Genomic DNA, 23,120 nt, shown 5'->3' with positions numbered 1-23,120 from the left:
TGCTTGCTCTCCCGTAAACGGCATAGCCATAAAGCTAATATCCCCAAAATATGTTTTATGGTATAATTCTTAGGACATTTATTAGAAAGATGGATTTTATAACATATGCATAAAAAATTAAAGAACTTAATAAGAAATACAAAAGAAATCTTCTCACAAGAATTTTTAGATAAAATTGCAAGAAAAACAGGATTTATTAAAAGAAATGGTAAAATTGATGCAAGTACATTTTTAGCTTTTAATATTTTCTTAAGTCATGATATGTGTGATAAATCTCTAGCAACTTTATGTGGAAAATTAGCTGCAAACTATGGGATATTATTATCTCCGCAAGCTCTTAATGAGCGATTCAATAAAGAAGCAGTTGAATTCATGCAAAAACTTTTTACTGAAATGATTCTTAATCAAAATGAGATATTAAAGAAACATAAAAATAACTTAACTTTTAAAAGAATTCTTCTAAACGATGCGACAGGGTATTCATTACCAAATAAGTTTTGTGATGAATATAAGGGCTCTGGTGGATCAAGTTCTAAATCCGCTATAAAAATACAACTCCAATATGATTTATTATCAGGAAGTTTTTTATGTTGTGATTTTTTTAGTGGTACAGTTACCGATTCTAACTATTTAGAATTAATGGATGCTCAAACAAAGCCTGGTGATCTTAGATTAGCCGACTTGGGATATTATAAAATAGACTACTTAAAAGAAATAGATTCAAAGAATGCGTTTTACATATCAAAACTAAAAAGTGGTACATCTTTGTATGAGAAAAACCCAAATGTTAAAACAAGAAAAGATGGATCTATAATAAAATCAAGTGAATATAAAAAGATAGATATCTTTGAAATTATTAAACCATTAGCCGATGGTGAAACAATTGAACTCAAAGATATCCATATTGGTTCCAAAAAGGAACTAAAAAACAGGTTAATTATAACTAAATTATCAGAAGAAAACAAGATGAAAAGAGTAAAAAAACAATTAGATAATGTTAGACCTAATAGAGGAAAAATAAATGAGAGAAATACAGAATGGACAGGTGTAAATGCATATATAACTAATATTTCCGAAGATGTTGTTACTACTGAACAAGTACATGACATATATTCATTAAGATGGCAGATAGAAATAATGTTTAAAGTTTGGAAATCTATTTTTAATATTGCGAAAGTAAGAAATGTAAAAATAGATAGATTTAAATGTTTTTTGTATGGAAGATTGTTAAGTTTGCTTTTAGCATCTCAAATAGTATTCACGTCAAAAGATATTATTCATGAGGAAAGTGACAAGGAAGTAAGTATATTGAAATCATTTAGTTTAGTAAATGAATATTTCATTACTCTTAAAGCAGATGTATTTAGAAATGAATTAAAAAAGATTTTATTTTTTTATAACATTTTAAATACAATTCGAAAGCTTGGCATCAAGTGCAAGAAAAAAGGTAAAAAGACAGTGAATTCTATACTTAATTTCCTGAAAATAAAGGAATGTGAACTTGTAAAATTGTCAATATGATCAAGTTATATATATGAATTAATTCAATATATAGGAATTTTACCTATATGTTTTATTAAATATAGCTATTTTTAAATATATTCATAAAGTTTTTGTCTTAAGATACTATTTCTGTATATTTTATTTTCCAGTAAACTTCAAAAGACTTCTGTAAATGGATTGTTATATTTTGTATAAGTTAGCTTTATGGCTATGCCGTAAAACGGGTGGTTTGCTCTAGCCCTATAAGGGCATATTACCGGCTGTGCTACTCGCACATTGAACGGTTTGCCAACCGCAGATCTTCACAAGCTACACCTAAAGGTGTTCTATTTCTTGCCTTTCTTTACCGGCTCACCCGTAAACGGGTCTATATATTCCTTTAAACTCATTTGTTCATATGCTAAATCTTCCTGTATCTGATTTTTTATATACTCTTCTATTTTCTTCTTATTCCTGCCAACTGTATCTACATAGTAACCCTTACACCAAAATACTCTATTTCCATACTTATATTTCAAATTCGCATGTCTATCAAATATCATCAATGAACTTTTACCTTTTAAGTATCCCATAAATTGAGATACACTTAATTTAGGTGGTATACTTACAAGCATATGTATATGATCCTTACATGCATTTGCCTCTATAATCTCTACACCTTTTTGCTCACATAACTTTCTTAGTATAACACCTATATCTGACTTTATTTCTCCATATATTATTTGTCTTCTGTACTTTGGTGCAAATACTATGTGATATTTACAATTCCATTTGCTATGTGCTAAACTACTATTATCCATTTTGGATATACCTCCTTTTATTTGGTCGTGGTCGGCAAACCTACTTCCATTTTATCAAGGGAGGTTTTATTTTTTCTACTCATAGCTATAAGCTTTTTAGAACCACAGGTAGAACCTGTGGTATTCAAAATACAACAAAAATAGAGATATAGAAATAGTAATTAGAAAAACTGTTTCCACATCCCTATATATTTTTATAAATTTCTAGGTTCAAATAGATAAAAGTGCCTTAAACCCTCATAAACACTATATATTCTTAGGAATATTACTTCTTTTAAATATCACTTTTTAAGAAGTTTTATTCTTTTCTTACTTTATTCTTATATTTTTAAATTCTTTAGTTCTTAAGTTTTTAACTTAGGTCAATATTTCGGACACATTTTACTTCTTAGATTGTCATTATAAAAAGGTCTTCTTTCATTAGTATTCTATTCTTTTCTCCATGATATAAGATGTTCCTGCAAAAAAGAAGCTTAATATAACTATATCCAATATTATAGAACTTAAGCTACTTGCCATTCCTGTTGCTAATCCTTTAAAAAATGTAAAAGTTACTATTGGATAATTTTCAATTACAATGGATAAGTATGTCATTATAGCTACTAATGCTCCAAATGTTATAATACTTATCAAGGTCGAAAGCTTATTTTTATGAGTGATAGCTTTCGCAACAGCTGTACAAAAATTTATTAACAAATAAAATGATACATAAGATAAAATCACAAAAATAATTGTAAATAGCAAAGAAAATGGATAATCAAGTATGGTTTTAAACCAGTTAGAAAATGCTGTTAATACAACCTTATCAAAATTACTCATAACTAAGATAAAAATCATTACAGATGCAAGAGATATTATTATGCAACAAATAGTTACAACTATAGTTGCTATTAACTTCGACAATACCTTTTTCCAAGAAGGTGCCGGTATCATAAGCTCTAAAGGAGCTTGCTTACCAGAAAGCTCTTTTTCATATCTTGTTACGCCTTCAAAAAAAGAATATATACTTATAAGAACAATAAATAAAAAATAAAATATTATACATATAAGAAATAAAAACTCGACTTTTTCACTTGTTATACTACCATCACCAAATAGCATTTCATTACCATTTCTACTGAGTAATATTCTGTTTGTAACTAATAATATTACTTCAATAAGGGCATACCCCAATAAAATATACTTCATACTTTTCCATTTTTTCATAAATTCATATTTTAATAAATTAATTAACATGCAAAAACCTCCCTATAAAGTTCATCAAGGGTTATACCTCTTTCTATTCTTAAATCCTCTGCATTTCCATAAAGCTCAACCTGTCCTTCTTTAAGAAAGTAGACCTCATCTAATAAACTCTCTACCTCATTAATAAGATGGCTCGTTATTATCATAGAACTCTCAAAGTTAAAGCCTTTTAAGATTGCTTTTAGAATTTGTTCTCTAGCTACTGGATCTACTCCATTTAAAGGTTCATCAAGCACTATTAATTTAGCTTCTCTAGCTAAGGTTAAAGCTAATGCTAACTTTTCCTTCATTCCTTTTGAAAGTCCTTTTACCGACATATCTAGCTCTAATTTCATAAAATCTAATAGTTCATAAAACTTTTCTGAGTTAAAATCCTTAAAAAATGATGTATATACATTCTCTGCATCACTAATTTTCATCCAAGGATATAAAAAATCGCTATCTGGTAGATATGCAATCAACTCTTTTGTTTTATAACCTATCTCAGTATTACATACTTGAACTTTTCCATCAGTAGGTCTTGTTAAACCAGCTATTATCTTTAAAAATGTGGTTTTTCCACTTCCATTTGGTCCTAAAATACCTACTATTTTTCCTTTATCAACAGTTAAATCAACTCCATTTAAAGCTTTTTTGTTAAGATATTTTTTGCTTATTCCATTAACTTCAAGAATTTTCATTTAATTTTTCCTCCAATACCTTTAATAAATATTTAGAAATATCCTCTTTGTTCATTCCAAGTTCTTTCATTTCATCAACAAATCTTTCTGTGTATCTTTGAGCCTGGGTATCCTTAAGTTCCTTTAAAATGTCATCTCCTTCAACAATAAATGTTCCTATTCCTCTTTGAGAATATGTTATTCCTTCCCTCTCAAGTTCTTGAAAAACTCTCTGTACGGTATTGGGATTAACTTTAAAATTCTCTGAGAATTCCCTTACAGATGGCATTTTATCTCCCCCTTTAAGCCTTCCAGATACTATATCAGCCTTAATTTTTTGTATAATTTGCATATAAATCGGCGTACTTTCATTAAATTTCATAGCTGTTACAGCTCCTATCTATATTACTAGTGTACCACTATGATAATACACTCATATTTTAATGTCAATAGGCTCCATAAAAATTCTTCAGATAATTTTAAAAGCTACTATGAAGAAACCTCCTCATAGTAGCTTTTAAACTAATTTTTATGTAAATAACACTAATAAACCTGTCATTACGCAAATTGAAATTATAATACTTATTGAATTAGATAGAGCTGGCGCTGGGTTATCTGGATCTATCATTTTACTATAAACCGCTGAAATTGTTGATAGGGGAGCAAATAAAATAAGAATAATCATTTGTTTGGCCAAAATAGGAAGTGGTATTAAAAAATATACTAATACTGCTATTATAATATTTCCCATGTACCTAGTTCCTAATATCTTCATAACGGATTTAGCTTGCTGTTTAGTAATATTTATCTCTAACATAATCCCAATCATAAGCATTGCAAGAAATCCATTAGCATTTCCAATCATGGCTGCTATAGAAATAACTTCTTTTGGAATTACTATTTTAAAAATTGAAAGAATAAGCAAAAGAAGATATATATCAAAAGGAAAAGATTTAAACAAAACCTTAAATAGATTCTTAAAGTTTATTCTACCATTACCTTCAACTTCATTTTTTGCAAATGCATAAGAACCGCCTAAAACCATAAAGGAATTTCCTATATCAAACATACACATATAAACAAGCGCTAAAGGCTCAAAAAAACTTGCTGCAAAAGGAATAGCAAAATTACCAACATTATAGCCTGTACAATTAATCATATTAATTGCTTTTCCAATAGAAGAATTCTTATAACTTGTAAATTTAGAAAAATATAAATTAAATAAATTACTTAAAAACCCTACCAAAATTATTATAATTGCTGAAGAATTTATACTCATTCCACTTGCTCCAGATATTAAAGCTGCTGGAAGAGTTATATTCATAATTATCTTAGATAAAAAAATCCCATCATCTCTCTTAAAAAATCCTTTTCTCTTAAGCATGTACCCAATAAAAATAATAAAAATAAATCCTGTTGATTTAACCAATACTGCTTCCATTCTCATCACCTTTCTTCTTTTAAACTATAACTTCTACTTAATATTTTCTACATCTATTTCTATAAATAATTTCAATAGCTTTTATTATAACATTAATTCACTCGTATTGTTTTCAAAATCAGCAATTGCATACTTTAGATGATTTTTCCTTAATCACCTTACTTTTAATTTCTGATTTTCTAAACTTCTGATGTTCTGATGTTCTGATGTTTTGATGTTTTGCGCAATTGCGTAATTGATTAATTGATTAATTGCGCATTGATTTTTTATAATGAAATAGCTTTCTCTTAAGAAGCTTAAAAAGTTAAACTTATCTACTGAAAAATAGCAGAGAATTTTATTAAAAATCCTCTGCTACTATTTAATCTATTTTTACTTTATACACTCCAGCCTAAGCTTTCCTTTTGGATGTTATAAAGTTTTTCATACAATCCTTTATTTTTTATTAGGGTATTATGAGTGCCTTCTTCAACTACTTTTCCATTATCTAAAACTATTATTTTATCAGCTCCAACTACAGTTCTTAGCCTATGTGCAATCACAATAACAGTTTTTCCTTTTATTAATCTTGAAATAGCCTGCTGAATCAAAACTTCATTTTCTGGATCTAAAGAAGCCGTTGCCTCATCAAGAAGAACAATTGGTGCATTTTTAAGTAATGCACGTGCTATAGATATTCTTTGTCTTTCTCCTCCAGATAAAGTACTTCCATTTTCTCCAAGCAAAGTATCATAGCCATTTGGTAAGTTAGCTACGAATTCATCACAGCAAGCAGCTTTAGCAGCTTCCATAATCTCTTCTCTTGTAGCATCCATATTACCAATTTTTATATTGTTATATATACTATCATTAAAAAGTACAACATCTTGAAATACAAAAGACATGTAACTCATCAAATGCTCAGGATCAAGAGTTTTTACATCAACTCCGCCTATTTTTATTGCACCTTTATTTACATCCCAAAATCTAGCTATTAGTTTTGATATAGTACTTTTACCAGAACCTGACGGGCCTACTAAGGCTGTTATACCATCAGCTGGAATAGCCATTGTAATATCTTTTATAACTGCTTTTTCTAAAGAATTCACTTCGTTATAAGAGAAAGTTACATTTTCAAAATTAATGTTATAATTTCTTAATTCAATATCTGTATTTCCTTCCATAATAGGTGTGTTAATTAAAGTTCTCATTCTTTTTGTTGATAATCTTAGATATAAAAGTTCTGGAAGGAGTGTTAATTCCACAAGTACTGGACCATATATTCTCACAACAATCAGGAAAAACATAAGTAAGGGAATTAATTCAATTTTTCCTCCTGTTAAAAGATAAGTTCCTACAAAAACAGTAAGTCCTACACCAGCTTGTACAATAATTTGTGCCCCTGTAACAAATATTCCGGTTCCAAACTCCATTTGAATAGCCATCTTCTTCATATTTTTAAGAGCGTCATCAAGCTTCTCAAACTTCTCTCCATCCAAACCACAAGCTTTAATTACTTTAATACCTTCTAGGTACTCTTGTACTTGGTCAGAAGCTCTAAGTTTAGCCTCTATTTGTTTTCCACTTAACTTATTTTGTATTTTTTTACTACCCAATATAATGAAAAATGCTATTGGTACAGTACAAAAAACAGTTAAAGCTAATCTCCAATCAAAAAATCCAAGAAGTATGGTTATAACTGATATAGAAATTCCATTAGAAATTAATTGAGGAATAATATGACTAAGAACATGCTCAGTAGTTGCACAATCCCCCATCATATTTGTTGTAAGCTCTGACAAATCCTTCGAATTAAAAAAGCTCATTGGAAGTTTTCTTATATGTTCAGCTATACTAATACGTGTTGCCTCTGCCTCATTATAAGAAGTTACATAGGTTTTCTTATAATCATTTTTGTTTGCAAGAAAAACTAAAATTGCAGCTACTATTCCAGCCCCCAAAAGCATCCACATCTTTTCCCAAGATATCTCCTCTTTCATAAGTGGTTTTAAAAGCTCTTTAAATATCTCTATTGTTATTCCAAAAGGTAGCGTAAGAGAAAAATTTGTTATGGTACATGCTAAAATTGCCTTCTTTAAGTCTGAATATCCTTTATCACTTAGAAATAACACTTCTTTTAATTTAAGCATTTACTTCCACCCCCTCTTTAGTACCTATTTTCCAATCAAGAGATTTTGTATACATTTCCCACATATCATGGTATTTGCCTTTTTCCCGAATAAGTTTCTCATGTGTGCCTTCTTCAACTAAACTCCCTTTTTGCATAACTAATATTCTATTTGCACTCCTTATTGTTGATAAGCGATGGGCTATTATTATAACTGTTTTATTTTGAATTAATTTTTCAAAAGCTTTTTGAATCAAATATTCATTTTCTGGATCAGAAAAAGCTGTAGCCTCATCTAGTACTATTATAGGTGCATTTTTAACGATAGCCCTTGCTATTACTATACGCTGTCTTTCTCCTCCAGATAGATGAACTCCTTTTGTTCCAACTACAGTATTATAACCATTTGGAAGTTTCATTATAAACTCATGGCATTGAGCAGCTTTAGCGGCTTCAATAACCTCTTTATCTGATGCATGTTGATTTCCTATTCTTATGTTATCCATTATACTTTGTTTAAATAGAAACACATCTTGAAACACAAAACTAACCATGTCCATTAAATGAGAAAGACTGATATTGCGTATATCTACTCCTCCAATTTCTATGCTTCCTTCAGTTACATCATAAAAACGAGGAATTAAATGAGCAATTGTACTTTTCCCTCCTCCAGAAGGTCCAACTATAGCAGTTACTTGTCCCTGAATAGCTTTAAAGGATAAATCTTTTAAAGCTGAAGTTTCACTATCTTCATCATATGAAAAAGAAACCTTATTAAAGGAAATAGAATAATCTTTTGGCTTTTCTAAACTATCTTTATCTTCTAATACTTCTTTATTAAGTATTCCATCCATTCTCTCTACTCCCCCTATAATCTGCATACCATTACTGGATACATACATTATTTTCATCATTACGGAAGATATTGATGGAACAAAAATAAGATAAAATATAAAAGTTATTGCAAAAGATTCATAATCATTGGTTTTACTACCAATTAATATTCCCACTGGAATTAAGAATAAGTATATGTTATTAACTATTGTAGTAAAGCCTGACATATAGTTTTCCCAGCTTAAAGTATATGGAATTACAAAACTAGTATACCTTTTGATAGTCTCATGGAGTCTTCTAAAAGAATATACTGTCTGCTTAAAGGCTTTAACTACTGAAATACCACGAATATATTCTACAGATGCATTGTTCATATCTTCTAAAGACATCTGATAGTTTTTCATCATAGCTTTTGCGCCTTCATTTCCATAAGCTTTAAATTCTAGCATAAAAGCTATTACTATCCCTACTAATGCAGCGAGTCCAAATCTCCAGTCAACTCCAAGAAGAATTATAATCATAACTATAGGAGCTACAAAAGCTGCTACTATATCTGGAAGCTGGTGGGCTATAAACCCTTCTATTTTTTCAATATTTTCATCCATTATTTTACGCATCTTACCACTGCCGATGGTCAAATGAAAACCTAGTGGAAGTTTAGCTAAATGAGATGCAAAATTTACTTTTAATTCATAAAGTGTTCCAAAAGCCGCAAGATGAGAGCATACTAAAGCTCCAAAATACAATAAAATATTTAATATTATTCCTCCAAAAGCTATCCATCCAAAGTTTAATGTTTTTTCTACATCCAAACTATTGAAATTTGGATAACTCCCCATTATTTCGCCTATGATATAATAAATGGCTACATATGGAACAAAAGAAGCTATTGATGCTAAAGCTGAAAGTATGACTGAACTAATCATTAATGGTTTTTTAGTTGTAGCAAGTTCCATAAGTCTTGCTATACCAGTTTTTTGTTTTATATTTTTCTCCACATTTATCCCTCTTTTCAATTTTTGAGTTTAAAAAAGTTCATACCTCCTTATTATTGATAATCATTATCACTGCATAAGTAAAAAAAATATCCTATTTAACTAGGACACTTTTCTTTACACAACTTATGATAGCTAAAATTCTTTATTTTTATCTACTTCTAAAAGACATTTAACTAGCTCTTAAAGACATACTATTTTTTATTTTGTTCTTGATTTAGAATATTCGCTTGGACTAAACCCATATCGTTCTTTAAAACTCCTACTAAAGTAACCTATATTACTATATCCAACCATACTTGCCGCTTCTTTAACCTTAACTTCTGATTTATCTAATAATTCTCTAGCTTTATCCATTCTCTTGTCAACAACGTATTCGTATATGTTTTTCCCAAATACTTTCTTGAAATTATTTTTAAGTTTTGTTTGACTTATAAATGCTAACTTTGAAAGTTCATTGATGGTTAAAGGCTCAACATAATTACTATCTATTATTTCCTTTATTCTAGTTATATTTTGAAGATCTTCTCTACTAATGTTTCCTTCCATTTTCTGAATAACACTATTATCTTTTAAATCCTTTGCCATAGTAGTTAACAATTCAAGAATTTTACCTTCTATATACAAAGGTTTTAAGCTTCCTGAATAATTACAATCTAAAATATCTTTAAGAATTAATTTACTCTTAAGAGACATAGATATCTTACTTAATTTTCCTACAGAAAAATCTGAAATAAATTCTTTAGTAAAATGTTCATCTATTACATTTCTAAATCTCTTTTCATCTATTCCCATTCCAAGCCCCATATATCTTTCCCCTGCATTCATTTGGCTTTTTGTAATAAATTCATAGCTATTATGTATAAAACACTCATTCTTTTCTAATATAAAGCTATCTTTATTATTTACATTTTTCCACTCAAAAAAATCAGAAACACAAAAGGATAAAAATAAGCAATTAACCTTAGCAATTTCATTAAAAATAATATTTTCATTAAAAGTAAAATCGCAAATAGTTATCTTCATGCTTTCATTTGGAATAATTGAAGAAAAGTATCCTTTACCGAAATCTTTAGGCAATTCATAAAAATAATCACAACTATCTGAATTAAATATATTTTCCATATTATTTTTTTTGAGCCTATCTTTTTTATCTATAACTTCAACATAAGTACACATTTTATCATACATATTTATCCTCCCTTTAAGGATAATAAATTAATATTTTAATTAATTGAAAATTATTATCAACTAAATATTAACTCTATGTCTCTATACTGTCAATGATTAAATGTAATTATTTGCCTAATAATCAAATAAAAAAGAAACCATTCTAATGTCCCTTGAATAGTTTCTTACACAAAACTCGATTTTACTTTTTCATTAATCTTATTGGAATATAGCCATCCTTAATTAGAGCTTTCTTAGATCTTACATCTTTTCTTGCTACTGGAACAGATCCATTAGGTGTATTTATAACTACATTTTGTTCATATATTATGAGTTCATCTTTATTTTCCTTATTAGTTTCAACATATAGCATTACGTGACCTTTTCCTTTACCATCATCCAAAAGAAGGGCATCTGCCGGTTTAATCTCATCCCATGAAACTTTTTTAATATATCTTCCGTCTATCTTTTCTTTTTTCTCTACTGCATTATATAAGGTTAATGTAGTTTGCCTACTTATTCCCCAAGCTGCACTTACATAGCCCGAACAGTCATTACCATATAACTCACTACTATCTTTTATCTTTTTTAAAAACTCTTTGGCTGATGTTGTTTGGTAGACATCCATACTATAGGGTATTCCCGTATAAGTTTTTCCTTTAGAGAAAGTAAACTTTGCACTTTTGTCATTTAAGTCATATTTAGGAGTCCATTTTACATTAGCCATTTCCTCAGCTTTTTTAAGAATTTCTTTTCTAGTAGAATCTGATATTTCCTTATTGCTTGAACCACTAAAAAGTATAAATACACAAAAAGTAATAAGTAATCCTATTGGTATTAAAAATATATTTATTATGTTCCTATAACCTTTAGTTCTCATGTATTCACCTTACCTTAATACTAAATTTCTGTCTTTTCAATCTTATTCAACATAAGGTAGGTATATTCACTTATTAGAAATATTTTATGTTTACTACAATATACTTTTTATTCGTTAAAATCCATCCTTATAATATTCAGTTTCTTTAAAAGTAGTGTACAAATTAGATTTATCTATAGCTATTGGTTCAATTAATATAGATGGTACATCTTTTTTCCCGTTATTTTTAATAGCATTATAATCTATATATTTTCCTTCAACTAATTTTATAGCTGTCTCTATTGCTACCTTACCTAATTCTCTTGAATCCTTTAATACAGTCATGCTTTGTGTTCCTTGAATTATTCTTTGGATTGCAGCTAAATCGGCATCTTGCCCAGTAACTGCAACTTTTCCAGCTAGTCCTTGATTTTCTAATGCCTTAATTGAAGCCCCAGCTATTGCATCATTTGGTGATAATATAGCATCAACCCTATTACCACTTTTAACCAAGGCCTCCTCAACTATTTTAAAGGCATTATCTGGATCCCATCCTTTTACCGCTTGATCTGTAACAACTCGAATTTCTCTCATAAAAATAAGCGGCTGAATATAAGTCATAGCTCCCTCTCTAAGTAGTCCTTCACTTGGTTCTCCTGATAGAAGTATATAATTACCTTTAGGTACATTTTTAGTTAAATATCTTCCTTGAAATTCTCCAACTCTAATTATATTAAAACTTATATATACATCTACATTTGAGCTTTTTATCAATAGATCATAAGCTATAACCTTTATTCCAGCTTCTTTAGCTTTATCAACTAATGATGCTTCATCACCATGATCTATAGATGTGATAATCAAAGCATTTACCCCTTCAGTTATAAGCTTCTCAACAGCAATTCTCTGCTTTTCTATATTAAAATCATTAAATTCTATTTTTATATTAACTTCTCTAAGTCTTGCTTCTCTCTCCATTGCTTCTTTATCTCTAACCCATCTAGACTCTCTTTGATTAGGCAAAATAACTCCTATAAACACATGATGTCTTGCTCTTTTTATATTATTTTTTTCTAAACCTAATATATCAAAATTAATATACCTTATTGGAACACTAAAAACTTCTGGTTTTGATAAATACATATTTACCACCTATCTAATTTTTATCCTATAATTTAATATTCAAATTATAGACTTATAAGTACAACTTTCATTACCTAAATGAAACATTTTATGAAATTTATTAGCTTACACTAAAATAAACCCCATACATTATAAAAATGCGAGGTTTATTTGTTTAATTTGTTATTAAGTTGTTTTTCTTTCAATTAAAGTTATAGGTAAAATATTTTCAAGTTCTACTTCTTTATTTTCAATTTTATTTATTAATACCTTTATAAGAAGCTTTCCAATATCCTCTATTGGCTGTTTTATCGTAGTTAAAGGTGGAACTATTAAAGATGCTATATTAATGTCATCATAGCCAACAATTTTTATATCCTCAGGTATTTTTTTGTTAAATTCATTACCCACTTGAATTAGGGATGCAGCTATCATATCACTACTTGCAAACACTCCATCAATATCTGGATGTTCCTTAAAAAGTTTATATGCAAGTTTTTTATAATTCTCAACTATATCAAGCTTCTCCTCCAAAACTATGTAGTTAACTCCTCTTTCCTTTACTACATCCATAAAAGCCTCATATCTTTTATTAGCTGGTGTACTTAATTTTAATGGACCACTTATATGAGCTATTTTTCTACATCCTTTATCTATTAAAAGGTTGGTTGCAAGTACTCCACCTCTATAATTGTCAGAGGTTACAAAGGGTATATCCATAGAAAAATCTCTATCTATAGCTACAATAGGCAATTTTGAACTTAAATACTCTGATGGATCTAGGGTATGACTTCCTATTATTATCCCATCTACTTGATTTCTTTTAAGCATATCTATATAATCTTTTTCTTTTTCTTTCTCCTCATATGAGTTGCATATAAGTACCTTATAGTTTTCCTTATAAGCATAGTACTCTATATAATTAGTTAACTCTCCAAAAAATGGATGAGCTACATTAGGTACTATTAACCCAATGATGTTAGATTTTTTCTTTAGTAAAGAACGTGCTACTTCATTTGGTTGATAATTAAGCTCTCTCATAGCTTCATATACTTTGTTTCTCGTAGCTTCACTTATATATCCTCTGTTATTTAAAACCCTTGAAACTGTTGTTACTGTAACCTCTGCTACCTTCGCAACATCTTTTATAGTTGCCATAATAATTCCTTTCATTAAACTATATATTGTGCTTCCCTGTCATCCTCATCTATATAATCTATTATAGCCTTATTGTTTTTAAGGTCTATAAATAAAGTGCAATACTTATCTCCTTTTTTCCAATTAAGTTTAACCTCTTTGTTTGAAGAATGTAAAACCTTAAATTCTCCATTAAAAGCCTCATAATTATTCCTAAAATCAATAAGTTTTAAAAGCCTTTTTACAACATCTTTATTTATGGTTTTATCTATTTCTTCTAAGGTAAAGTTGTGACGATTAATTTCACGTCCTTCACCAGTTTTTTTCACTACTTCAACATCATTTTCTCCTGCTAAAAGCCCTACATAATAAACCTGAGGAATGCCTGGCGTAAAAAATTGAATAGCTCTAGCTGCCAAATATGCATCATCATTACAATCTAAAACAGAATAATAGGTGCACCTTATTTGGTGTACATCAAAACCATCTTCATCTTTGTGTTCATCTGATAGAATAAGGCTTAAATTAGATCCTCTTTCTAAACATACATCAATAAGTTTTTTAGCTTTTTTTGTATCTATAAGTCCATCCATATCAGGTTTAACTGGTATTCCATCATGACAATCAAGCATAGTGAATTGTTTCTTTGGACGTACCTTTAGATATTCACAAAGTTTTTCACTTGACTTATTTACAAGTGTATCTAAAATCATATAAGGCAAAATAAAATCATATATCCAAAAACCCTTCTCAGCTAATTTATATTGAATAGAATAATGAGAATGAACTTCTGGAAGTAGTTCAATATCTAAAGAATCTGCTAATTCTTTAATCCAATTAAGAAATTCATATATCTCAGGTTCTACAAAAAAGCAACTGGTACCTAACTTTTTAATAACATACCCTATAGCATCTAACCTTACTATTTTTACTCCATTTCTACTAAAGTTTATAAAAAAATCTTCAAATAGCTTTTTAACTTTAGGTGAATTTATATCTAAATCTATCTGCTCTGAAGGAGTTGTTTTCCCAAAAGTCGTCCATACTTTCTCTTCTTCACCAGTTTTTTCTATTTTAAATGTTGAATAAGGCACTTCTCTTCTTAAAAACATTTTGTTTATATCTTCTTTAATAGGCTCTCCATCTTTCCATAACTTATCTAAGGTTATAAATAAGTCAGCATGTTCTGATTCTCTTCCACTTTTTAAAAAGTCCTTAAAGTAGGAAGATTGTCTAGAAATATGATTAACCATTAAATCCACTAATATATAAAATTTTTCTCCTATAACTTTTACATCTTCCCATGTTCCAAAGCTAGGTTCTATCTCTAAATAAGTTAAGGGTGCAAAACCTCTATCTCCTGAGGATGGGAAGGGAGGTAAAATGTGAATCCCGCCTTTAAAAGTATCAGAGAAATATTTTAATAATACCTTATTTAGTTTTCTTAAATCTCCACCTAATGAATCTGGATAAGTAATAAGTTGTACTTTGTTTTTAACTGCCATTCTTATTTCCTCCTAAAATATTATAAGTTATAAAGCTTTTTTATTTCCTCTAATATAGGAAGCTCAACTACAGCGCCAGTAAACTTAAGTTTATATGCACTAACCCCAAGGCCTAAATCTAAAGCTTCTCTTATGTTATAGCCTTTTACAATCCCAGAATAAAATCCAGACCAAAAAGCATCTCCAGCACCTGTAGTGTTTACTATATCCTTTGCTAAAGTATCAAGCTTAATAGTTTCATTTCCGTTTGAAATAAGAGCTCCTTCAGCTCCTAAAGTCATTATTACTAGTTTTACTCCAAGCTTTAAAAACTTCTTGATTTGATTTTCATGGCTGTCTTTTCCAAATAACCTTTCAGCATCATCTTCTGAAGGTTTTATAATATCTACCTGCCATATTATGGATTTAATATATTCTATTCCATCTTCACCTTTTTCCCATATCATTGGATGATAGTTAGGATCAAAACAAACTAAAACTTCATTTTTTCTAGCTTCTTCTAGAATTTTTTCAACAGTTAAACGCGATGGCTTTTTAGAAATAGGCCAGCAAGAAAAATGGACTATTTTAGAATTCTTTAATGCTTTCTCTAAGGATTTATTATAATCAAGATGGTAATCTGCTTCTCTATAAAATATAGGAACTGGACTGGTTTTACTTTTTGTAACTAAAACCATACTAGTAGAATAGTCAACTTTTTGAATGAACTCTGTATTAATATCAGCTTTCTTTAAATGATTAGTTAAAAATCTTCCAAGTCCATCATCTCCAACAGCAGATGCAATAAGAGAATTAACACCTAGTCTTTTACAGTTCATGGCAATATTAGCTGGTGAACCCCCAAAAAACTTATTATAACTATCACACTCAAAGTCCTCACTGTAGTCAGAAGATATCATATCAACTAAGATTTCTCCTATGGTTAAAATATCATTTTCTTTATCTTTAAAATCTATTTTTTCATTAAAGTTAAACATCATACCCCTCCTTATATAAAGGTCATCTTATATAAAAAGTATACATTTTCACAGAATATATGTCAAACGATTGACATATAAAAATATCTAGTAGAACCCAAGGGCTCTACTAGATAACTTAATTATTAAGGTTTATATGCTTTTTTTAATTTCTTAATATCAAACTTTTTCATTTTAAGAAAAGCTTCTGTAACTTTATCAAACAAACTATATGGTTTTAGTTAAAAATCTTACCATAAATTAAAGAATCATAATACCTTCCATCTATAAGATAAAAATCCTTTGATTTTCCTTCAAGTATAAATCCGTTTTTTTCTAAAGCCTTGGCTGAACCAATATTTACATCAACTACAAAAGCATTAAGTCTATGTAAATCAAGATACTTAGAAACATACTCATTTACTAGTTTTATAGTTTCCGCTCCATATCCTTTTCTCCAATGATCCTTATCTAAAACATATCCAATTTCAGCATGTTTATCTTCCTCATTAAAGCCAAAAATCATGACTGTACCAATAAGTTCTTTTCCTTCTTTAGTAAAAATGGATGCATAAAGATGGGTTCCATTATTAACTCTTCTAATTATTTCTTCAACAAACCTATAGGTCTCCTCTTCACTATTCATAAGTTTCCATCCAATAAAACGGGAAACATCTTCATCTGAAGCATATTTATGTATTGCTTTCATGTCTTCTATTTTTACAGGTGCAAAATATATCTTATTTCCTTCTAGACCTTGAAAAATTTCTTTATTCATAACTATCCCCCTAAAATTCTATCTTATATTAATCTACTAATAATCAGAGTAAATATCAAGTAATGTCTTTAATATATACACCCATCTCTGATACTTCTAAATCTAAGGCTTCAATATCAGCTTTCTCCCATTCCTTATATAGTTCTTGCTTTTTATAATCTCCTTTTAAAAATGCTATTCCACAATCTCCTCCACCTGCCCCTGAGGATTTAGCACTTCCATATTGTTCTCCAATAGAACATAAAGCAGTTAGCTTTTTTGTTTCTATTGGAATATAAGCCTTTTCTCCAAAACTTTTTAAGGCTTTTCTATTTTCTGAAAGAGAACTAATGCTATCTTCAAAACTATTATCATTAAAAGCTTTGATTAGATTAGCTACAGCAATAGAACTTTCTTTTAAAAACTCCTTATATATATTAGGATTTTCTTTTTTAAAGCTTTCTGCCTTTTGTATCATAGGGGAGGTTGAAGCCGTTTCTTTAGTCCATCCTACTGCTAACTTTAATTCCGAAGGAGGAGTTAATTTTCTAATAATTAGATTTCTCCAAGGCTTTTCTACAATATCTTTAATTTTATCTGAGCTCTCCAGCTCATTTAATAACCACTTTGAGTCAAATGCTGAATATTCAAGCCATCCTCCATAAACTCCTGCTGCTATATCTGCACCTGAACCATTTCCTTGGGTCTTTAAGTGAGTAATAGCTGAAAGCTTAAAGATTGTATCCTGGTTAAGAAACTCATCTTTATTATGTAGTGCTAATATAGAAGAAACAGCTGCTACTACAATTGCTGCACTAGATCCAAGTCCATACTTTTTACCCGACGAGGCATCATCCAGCTGACTTTTTATTGATAGCTTAAATGGAATAAGCTCAATTGAGTTTTCTTTTAAAAACCTAACAACTACAGAGATTGAGTTTTTTAAAAAACTTAACCTTAAATCCTCTATACTAAATTCTACATTGCCATCTTTAATTTCAAAAAAAACATCTTCAAGTTTAAGATCAGGGAGAAACAATTGATTTTTAATGCTAGGTTCAATACTTCCCTCTACATACTTGTTTACTGCAGCTACTATGCACTTTTGATTTTTCTCTAGTACAGCATACTCCCCAGCTATCATAAGTTTTCCTGGAACCTTTATATTAATCATTAATATCTCCCCTCTCTTAAATTAATATAAACCTGATAATGCTTTTACGATCCATGGAGCTGAATAAAGAATCATAAACATAACTCCATAATTAACTCCTAACCTATATAAAACCCCTGAAAAAATACCTATTAAAAGTACACCAACAATATTAATAACTCCTCCATCCATAAAGGCTAAAAGTAAAACCAAACTGAAAAATACTCCTAACATAGCTTCATGAGGAATCTTTTTAAATACAAAGGAACAAATCTTTTGAGAATACTTTACTGTGATAAAATAAGTAAACGCTGATGCAATAACTGCTCCTATAAGAGTTGCAATAATAAAATCTGTTCTTGATAATATGTGGTGCATATTATTCTCTAATGTAAATACTGGTGGCGCATTAAATAAAGGATTACCTGGACCTAACGCTACGGGAGATAATGGAATACCTAACGCTAGGAGAGGAATTAAAATTCCTGAAATATAGGTTGCCTGCGCCAAAGCTTCCATACAAGAAACCGCAAGTGAAGCCTTTTCCACAGGATCTTTAACTCTACTTGAGAATAACTCCCCCAAAAAGGTGGTTAATCCTACTGGGCTTAGAAGAAAAGTAACTGATCCTATAAGTGAAGCTAATGTGCTATAGCCTATTTCTTTTTTAGTTAAGATTTTAAAGGGATTTGGAAACTTCTTTATCTCCTCTTCCTCTTTTATATATATTTTCTTTGTATCATATTTTTTCAAAGCATCTCTTTTATCTTTATTAAGAAGTTCAAATAAACTTAAGATAACAGGTCCTATAGTAATACCTAAGAAAAATGATACAAAAACATTGGTTTCTTTAGGTACTGCATTTATTCCCCAATAAAGATATCTAAGCCCTTGAATTAAAAGTGCAAAAGGTAATATAGAGGCAAGTGCTATCCATCTTTTTTTGCTCATTAAAGCTAATACTATAGCTCCAACAAAAAATATAGCATCCCCATATTCCTTAATAGTAGTCGCAAATGGAACAATAAAACTTGCTAAAAATAAACTTACAGGTATAGAAACGAAGGTTCCTATGATAGCTCCTGAAGCGATCTTTCTTATGCTTGTATTAGTTAAGCCGTGCTTTTTTAGCACCATTGCATGCTCAACCATTGGCGTAGACATAACACCTGCTGGTATTCCTGCAATAGAAACAGGAACTGCATCAATAAGCTTACATGCAACTATTGCCGAAATAAAGAAAGCTAAAACCACAACAGGTTTCAGTCCCGATAAAACAAGTACTAATATTACTGGAGCAATGGTTGCAGTTTCATCCGCACCTGGAGCTGCTCCAATTATAGAATAAATCACCGCAGCTAAAGCTGCTGCTAGTATCATCTGTATAATTAAACTAATATCCATCCTAATTCTCCTTATCTTCCTTAACAAATATCCTTTTAGGCTTTATTAGAACAGAGCAAACAACAAATCCAATAATTGCACCGCCTAAACCAAAAAATAATGGCTTAGGTGGTTCATTGGGAGCAATAAAGTATCCTCCAAGGGTAGTAACACTACATATTACAAGCGCCTTAACTAAATCCTTAATATTTACAACATCCTCCCAAATTTCAATATTAACTTTATTATCATCTATATGTTTCATAGTTTCTTGGTTTATATCTTTCATAATTAAACTCCTATTATTCTAAATAAGTAACTCCTGAACCTGGATGACAAACTAAAACCTTCATAACACTTGAAAGTTTTAAAAGAGATTCATATACCATATTTTCATTCTCCTTAAGACAAAGCACCTTAACATTTGCTCCTGCATCTATGGTGAAAAATGCTGGTATACCTGACTCTCTTAGATTTTGAATATGCCCCATAACTTCTAGAGTTCCATGTTCCCAATATAAAACAGGTGGTTTTGCTCCAAGCATTGTAGCATGCATCTTTAGAGCATTTTCTTCTGCAATATTTCCTAGGCTATAAAAATCTTTTAATCTTATGGCCTCTTCTGCTATTTTAATATCTTTTTCCACAGTATCTAGCCACCCTGAATAAAAAGGTGAGGTTTCTACTGTACGCTTCATTCCTTCTCTACTAGAAACCTTCTTTTTCCCTGAGGCTACCATTACTGAAAGTATGCTTATATCCCAATCTTTTTCTGATAACAGCCTAACTCCATGAGAATCTGTTCCATCAAGTTTTTCACCTTTTTCCCATTTAACATACCCACCAAAAATAGATCTACAAGCAGAACCTGAACCTCTACGAGCTAACATTGATAACTCTCTTTCACTTAAACTTAAGCCTGCTGCCTTTGAAGAAGCACAAGCTAAAGCTGCAAATCCAGATGCAGAAGATGCAAAACCAGCAGCTGTTGGTACTTTATTTTCAGAATTAACCTCTGCATATAATTTAACCTTTGATAACTCTCTTACAATATCAAGAAACTTTGATATTTTTCTCTGTTCTTTCTCTTCTGTTTCCTTATTATTTAATATAAAAATATCATTTTTAAGTTCTTCTTTAAACTCAACTGAAGTTATGGTATAAAATCCATCTAAGGTTATTGATATACTGCTATTCATAGGAAGGATTAATTCATTATCTCTCTTTCCCCAATATTTAATTAATGCAATGTTTGTATTAGCTTTTGCCTTAGCTTTCATTTAGTTTAATCCTCCATTTTCTCGAAAGTATAAAGTTTATTTTCCTTGGTAGAGAAACACCAGCTTTTAACTGCGCCAGAATTTATTAATTCTTGTGCAATTAATTTCCCATCCTCTAAATTATTTGAAAGTGCAATTATGCATCCTCCAAGTCCTCCTCCAGTTAATTTAGCGCCCAAGGCTCTATTTTTTCTAGCAGTCTTTATTAACATTTCTAAACTTTCATCGCTTACACCCATATTTTCAAGTATCTCTTGGTTAGAATTCAGTAGTTCACCTAATAAATCCATATTTCCAGCTAAAAAAGCATCTTTGCTTTTTTCAACAAGCTTTCCCATTTCATCTATATGAGATTCCATTTTATGAGGATTTAATAAACGTCTATGGTGTACATTTTCTACAGCCTTACGTGTATCTCCAATCTTCCCACTATCTCCTACTACTATATAAAATGGTTTAGAACTTTTAATATACTGAACCTTCTTATCTTTTTTAAAATATATAGCTTCCTCACTAGATACCACTTCCATATCTATACCACTTGGGTTTCCATGGGCATATCTTTCCCCTATATTCACTAAATAAAATAATTGTTCTTTAGTAAGATTTTGTCCATAAAATGAAAATAAACTTCTTACTATAGCTGTAGCAATTGATGCACTTGAACCTAAACCTCTTCCTATGGGTATTTCTGAATAAATATTAATAAGAAGCCCTTCATGTGCTTTATTTAAAATAGTTAAAGCCTCCTCTAAAACCAAAGAAAGCCCTCTAAGCTTAACTGGCATATCGTTAATATCACCAGTATAAATTGATGATTCGAACCTTATGCCTCCATCATAGTTTTTTGTGATACATTTCACCTTAAGTGGAAAAGGAATTGCTATGGCCGGTTTACCATATACAACTCCATGCTCTCCTGTTAAAATCAGCTTACTATGTGAATACCCTTCACCTATATCCTTTAATTTCTCATTCATGTCTTCACCTTTTATAATCCACAAGCTCTTTAAGTTCACCTTTTATCCTAAAAGGTACACTTTTAAGCTCTTCTATATTCTTTTTACCTAAAAGAAACATCATTACTTTAGATTTATATATAATATTTTGAAGATACTCAAGTGCACCTTCATAACCACCATCTAAAAATGACTTTAATATGGGACCGCTTATACCAGTCATATTAGCACCTAAACATAGGGCTTTTATTACCTCATCAGAAGCTTTAACTCCACCGCTACACACAATATTCAAATCATCACTTAAACTTCTTGCTTCAATAAGACTTAATGCTGTAGGTATTCCCCAATCAAATAGTTCATCAAAGTGAAATTCTTTATTTCTTTCACTTTCAATTTTAATAAAATTGGTTCCCCCACTTCCTCCAACATCTACGTACTTTACGCCAACTTCTAAAAGTCTTTTCACTACATCTTTTGACATGCCAAAACCTATTTCTTTTACTATTACAGGTTTATCTATTTTCTTAACTATATTTTCAATATTTTTTAAAACACCTTTAAAGTTTCTATCTCCTTCAGGCATACATATCTCTTGAGCAGGATTTATATGAATCTGAATCCCATCTGCCTCAATCATATCTATAGCTTTTTTAACATCATCTAGAGTTGAAAAACCATTTATATTAGATATAACAACTCCATCTTTTAATACTTGTCTTACAACTTTAAAAGAAGCTGAGTAGTTTTCATCATTAACTGCTATTGCCTGTGATCCAACTGCCATTGGTATGTTTAATTCCTTTGCAACCTTTGCAAGATTACTATTTATTTTTACAGCATCATTAAACCCTCCTGTCATGGCATTAATCATTACAGGAAAGTTTATTTGTTTACCTAAAAAACTCACCCTTGTATCTATCTCATTAAAATCAATCTCTGGTAGTGAGTTGTGCTCTAAATATATATATTTAAAATAATTATTTCCTTCAAAATCACCTTTAGAAAAATGCTTAACATGTTCCTTTTTTCTTAAAGATCTTATTTCACTTTTGGACGTTAAGTCTTCCATAATCACATTTCCTCCTCTAAAATATTGATTATATTTCTAGCCTTGTTGTGAGGATTTACAAACATAATAGCATAGGGAAATTAGTTTGTAAATGATAAATATTATCATTTAATATTAAATAAAAGGTGTTGCAAAGTAATTTTGCTAACACCTTTCAAAGTCTATCTATAATAGTGCGTTTTT

21 protein-coding genes are annotated in these 23,120 nt (G+C 29.9%); 1 reads left to right on the top strand and 20 read right to left on the bottom strand.

Going from position 1 to position 23,120, the window contains the following annotated elements:
* Nucleotides 1-105: 105 nt before the first annotated feature.
* Nucleotides 106-1,521, top strand: a complete 1,416-nt coding sequence (locus tag B3N22_RS08135) for an IS4 family transposase (protein ID WP_286906162.1) — start codon at nucleotides 106-108, stop codon at nucleotides 1,519-1,521.
* Between the two features lie 308 nt (nucleotides 1,522-1,829).
* Here B3N22_RS08135 and tnpA read toward each other — a convergent pair whose 3' ends face one another.
* The 20 genes from tnpA to fni form a co-directional block, all read right to left on the bottom strand.
* Nucleotides 1,830-2,303 (bottom strand): IS200/IS605 family transposase, encoded by a 474-nt coding sequence (tnpA, locus tag B3N22_RS08130; protein ID WP_286906160.1) that lies wholly within the window; start codon nucleotides 2,301-2,303, stop codon nucleotides 1,830-1,832.
* A gap of 420 nt (nucleotides 2,304-2,723) precedes the next feature.
* Nucleotides 2,724-3,539, bottom strand: coding sequence for a hypothetical protein (locus tag B3N22_RS08125; RefSeq protein ID WP_286906158.1), 816 nt, complete (start codon nucleotides 3,537-3,539; stop codon nucleotides 2,724-2,726).
* Complete coding sequence (locus B3N22_RS08120; RefSeq protein WP_286906156.1) at nucleotides 3,533-4,228, bottom strand: ABC transporter ATP-binding protein; 696 nt, start codon at nucleotides 4,226-4,228, stop codon at nucleotides 3,533-3,535. Before B3N22_RS08120 ends, B3N22_RS08125 begins: the two co-directional genes overlap by 7 nt.
* Nucleotides 4,215-4,589 (bottom strand): GntR family transcriptional regulator, encoded by a 375-nt coding sequence (locus tag B3N22_RS08115; protein ID WP_238907139.1) that lies wholly within the window; start codon nucleotides 4,587-4,589, stop codon nucleotides 4,215-4,217. The genes B3N22_RS08120 and B3N22_RS08115 overlap by 14 nt, the downstream gene beginning before the upstream one ends.
* Nucleotides 4,590-4,736: 147 nt before the next feature.
* Complete coding sequence (locus tag B3N22_RS08110; RefSeq protein WP_286906153.1) at nucleotides 4,737-5,648, bottom strand: AEC family transporter; 912 nt, start codon at nucleotides 5,646-5,648, stop codon at nucleotides 4,737-4,739.
* Nucleotides 5,649-6,025: 377 nt separating this feature from the next.
* A complete protein-coding gene (locus B3N22_RS08105) occupies nucleotides 6,026-7,777 on the bottom strand; it encodes an ABC transporter ATP-binding protein (RefSeq protein ID WP_286906151.1) in 1,752 nt (583 codons plus the stop codon).
* Complete coding sequence (locus tag B3N22_RS08100) at nucleotides 7,770-9,545, bottom strand: ABC transporter ATP-binding protein (protein ID WP_286906164.1); 1,776 nt, start codon at nucleotides 9,543-9,545, stop codon at nucleotides 7,770-7,772. Before B3N22_RS08100 ends, B3N22_RS08105 begins: the two co-directional genes overlap by 8 nt.
* A gap of 240 nt (nucleotides 9,546-9,785) precedes the next feature.
* Entirely contained in the window at nucleotides 9,786-10,775 is a 990-nt protein-coding gene (locus tag B3N22_RS08095) for a helix-turn-helix domain-containing protein (protein WP_286906149.1), read from the bottom strand.
* A gap of 181 nt (nucleotides 10,776-10,956) precedes the next feature.
* Nucleotides 10,957-11,634 carry an NlpC/P60 family protein gene (locus tag B3N22_RS08090; RefSeq protein WP_286906147.1) on the bottom strand — a complete coding sequence of 226 codons (678 nt, stop codon included), beginning with the start codon at nucleotides 11,632-11,634 and terminating at the stop codon, nucleotides 10,957-10,959.
* Between the two features lie 114 nt (nucleotides 11,635-11,748).
* Nucleotides 11,749-12,756 carry a sugar ABC transporter substrate-binding protein gene (locus tag B3N22_RS08085; protein WP_286906145.1) on the bottom strand — a complete coding sequence of 336 codons (1,008 nt, stop codon included), beginning with the start codon at nucleotides 12,754-12,756 and terminating at the stop codon, nucleotides 11,749-11,751.
* Nucleotides 12,757-12,921: 165 nt separating this feature from the next.
* Nucleotides 12,922-13,893, bottom strand: coding sequence for a LacI family DNA-binding transcriptional regulator (locus tag B3N22_RS08080; protein ID WP_286906143.1), 972 nt, complete (start codon nucleotides 13,891-13,893; stop codon nucleotides 12,922-12,924).
* Nucleotides 13,894-13,907: 14 nt separating this feature from the next.
* Nucleotides 13,908-15,377 (bottom strand): sucrose phosphorylase, encoded by a 1,470-nt coding sequence (gtfA, locus tag B3N22_RS08075; RefSeq protein ID WP_286906141.1) that lies wholly within the window; start codon nucleotides 15,375-15,377, stop codon nucleotides 13,908-13,910.
* A 20-nt stretch (nucleotides 15,378-15,397) separates the two neighbouring features.
* Complete coding sequence (locus tag B3N22_RS08070; RefSeq protein WP_286906139.1) at nucleotides 15,398-16,354, bottom strand: carbohydrate kinase family protein; 957 nt, start codon at nucleotides 16,352-16,354, stop codon at nucleotides 15,398-15,400.
* A 217-nt stretch (nucleotides 16,355-16,571) separates the two neighbouring features.
* On the bottom strand, nucleotides 16,572-17,111 hold the full coding sequence (locus B3N22_RS08065; protein ID WP_286906137.1) for a GNAT family N-acetyltransferase: 540 nt from the start codon (nucleotides 17,109-17,111) through the stop codon (nucleotides 16,572-16,574).
* Nucleotides 17,112-17,166: 55 nt separating this feature from the next.
* Entirely contained in the window at nucleotides 17,167-18,264 is a 1,098-nt protein-coding gene (locus B3N22_RS08060) for a phosphomevalonate kinase (RefSeq protein ID WP_286906135.1), read from the bottom strand.
* 21 nt (nucleotides 18,265-18,285) lie between these two features.
* The gene (locus tag B3N22_RS08055) at nucleotides 18,286-19,647 is read right to left on the bottom strand and encodes a tripartite tricarboxylate transporter permease (RefSeq protein ID WP_286906133.1); all 1,362 of its coding nucleotides are present in this window, start codon (nucleotides 19,645-19,647) and stop codon (nucleotides 18,286-18,288) included.
* A 1-nt stretch (nucleotide 19,648) separates the two neighbouring features.
* Complete coding sequence (locus B3N22_RS08050) at nucleotides 19,649-19,915, bottom strand: hypothetical protein (RefSeq protein ID WP_286906131.1); 267 nt, start codon at nucleotides 19,913-19,915, stop codon at nucleotides 19,649-19,651.
* Nucleotides 19,916-19,928: 13 nt separating this feature from the next.
* A complete protein-coding gene (gene mvaD / locus B3N22_RS08045; protein WP_286906129.1) occupies nucleotides 19,929-20,906 on the bottom strand; it encodes a diphosphomevalonate decarboxylase in 978 nt (325 codons plus the stop codon).
* 5 nt (nucleotides 20,907-20,911) lie between these two features.
* The gene (gene mvk, locus B3N22_RS08040) at nucleotides 20,912-21,886 is read right to left on the bottom strand and encodes a mevalonate kinase (protein ID WP_286906127.1); all 975 of its coding nucleotides are present in this window, start codon (nucleotides 21,884-21,886) and stop codon (nucleotides 20,912-20,914) included.
* Nucleotides 21,887-21,890: 4 nt separating this feature from the next.
* Nucleotides 21,891-22,937: a type 2 isopentenyl-diphosphate Delta-isomerase gene (gene fni / locus B3N22_RS08035; RefSeq protein WP_021801566.1), complete on the bottom strand. Its 1,047-nt coding sequence runs from the start codon at nucleotides 22,935-22,937 to the stop codon at nucleotides 21,891-21,893.
* Between the last annotated feature and the right edge of the window lie 183 nt (nucleotides 22,938-23,120).

The sequence above is a fragment of the Clostridium sp. UBA1652 genome (genome assembly GCF_002320975.1).
Classification (GTDB): Bacteria; Bacillota; Clostridia; order Clostridiales; family Clostridiaceae; genus Clostridium_T; species Clostridium_T intestinale.
This window is presented reverse-complemented; position numbering and strand designations above follow the sequence as displayed.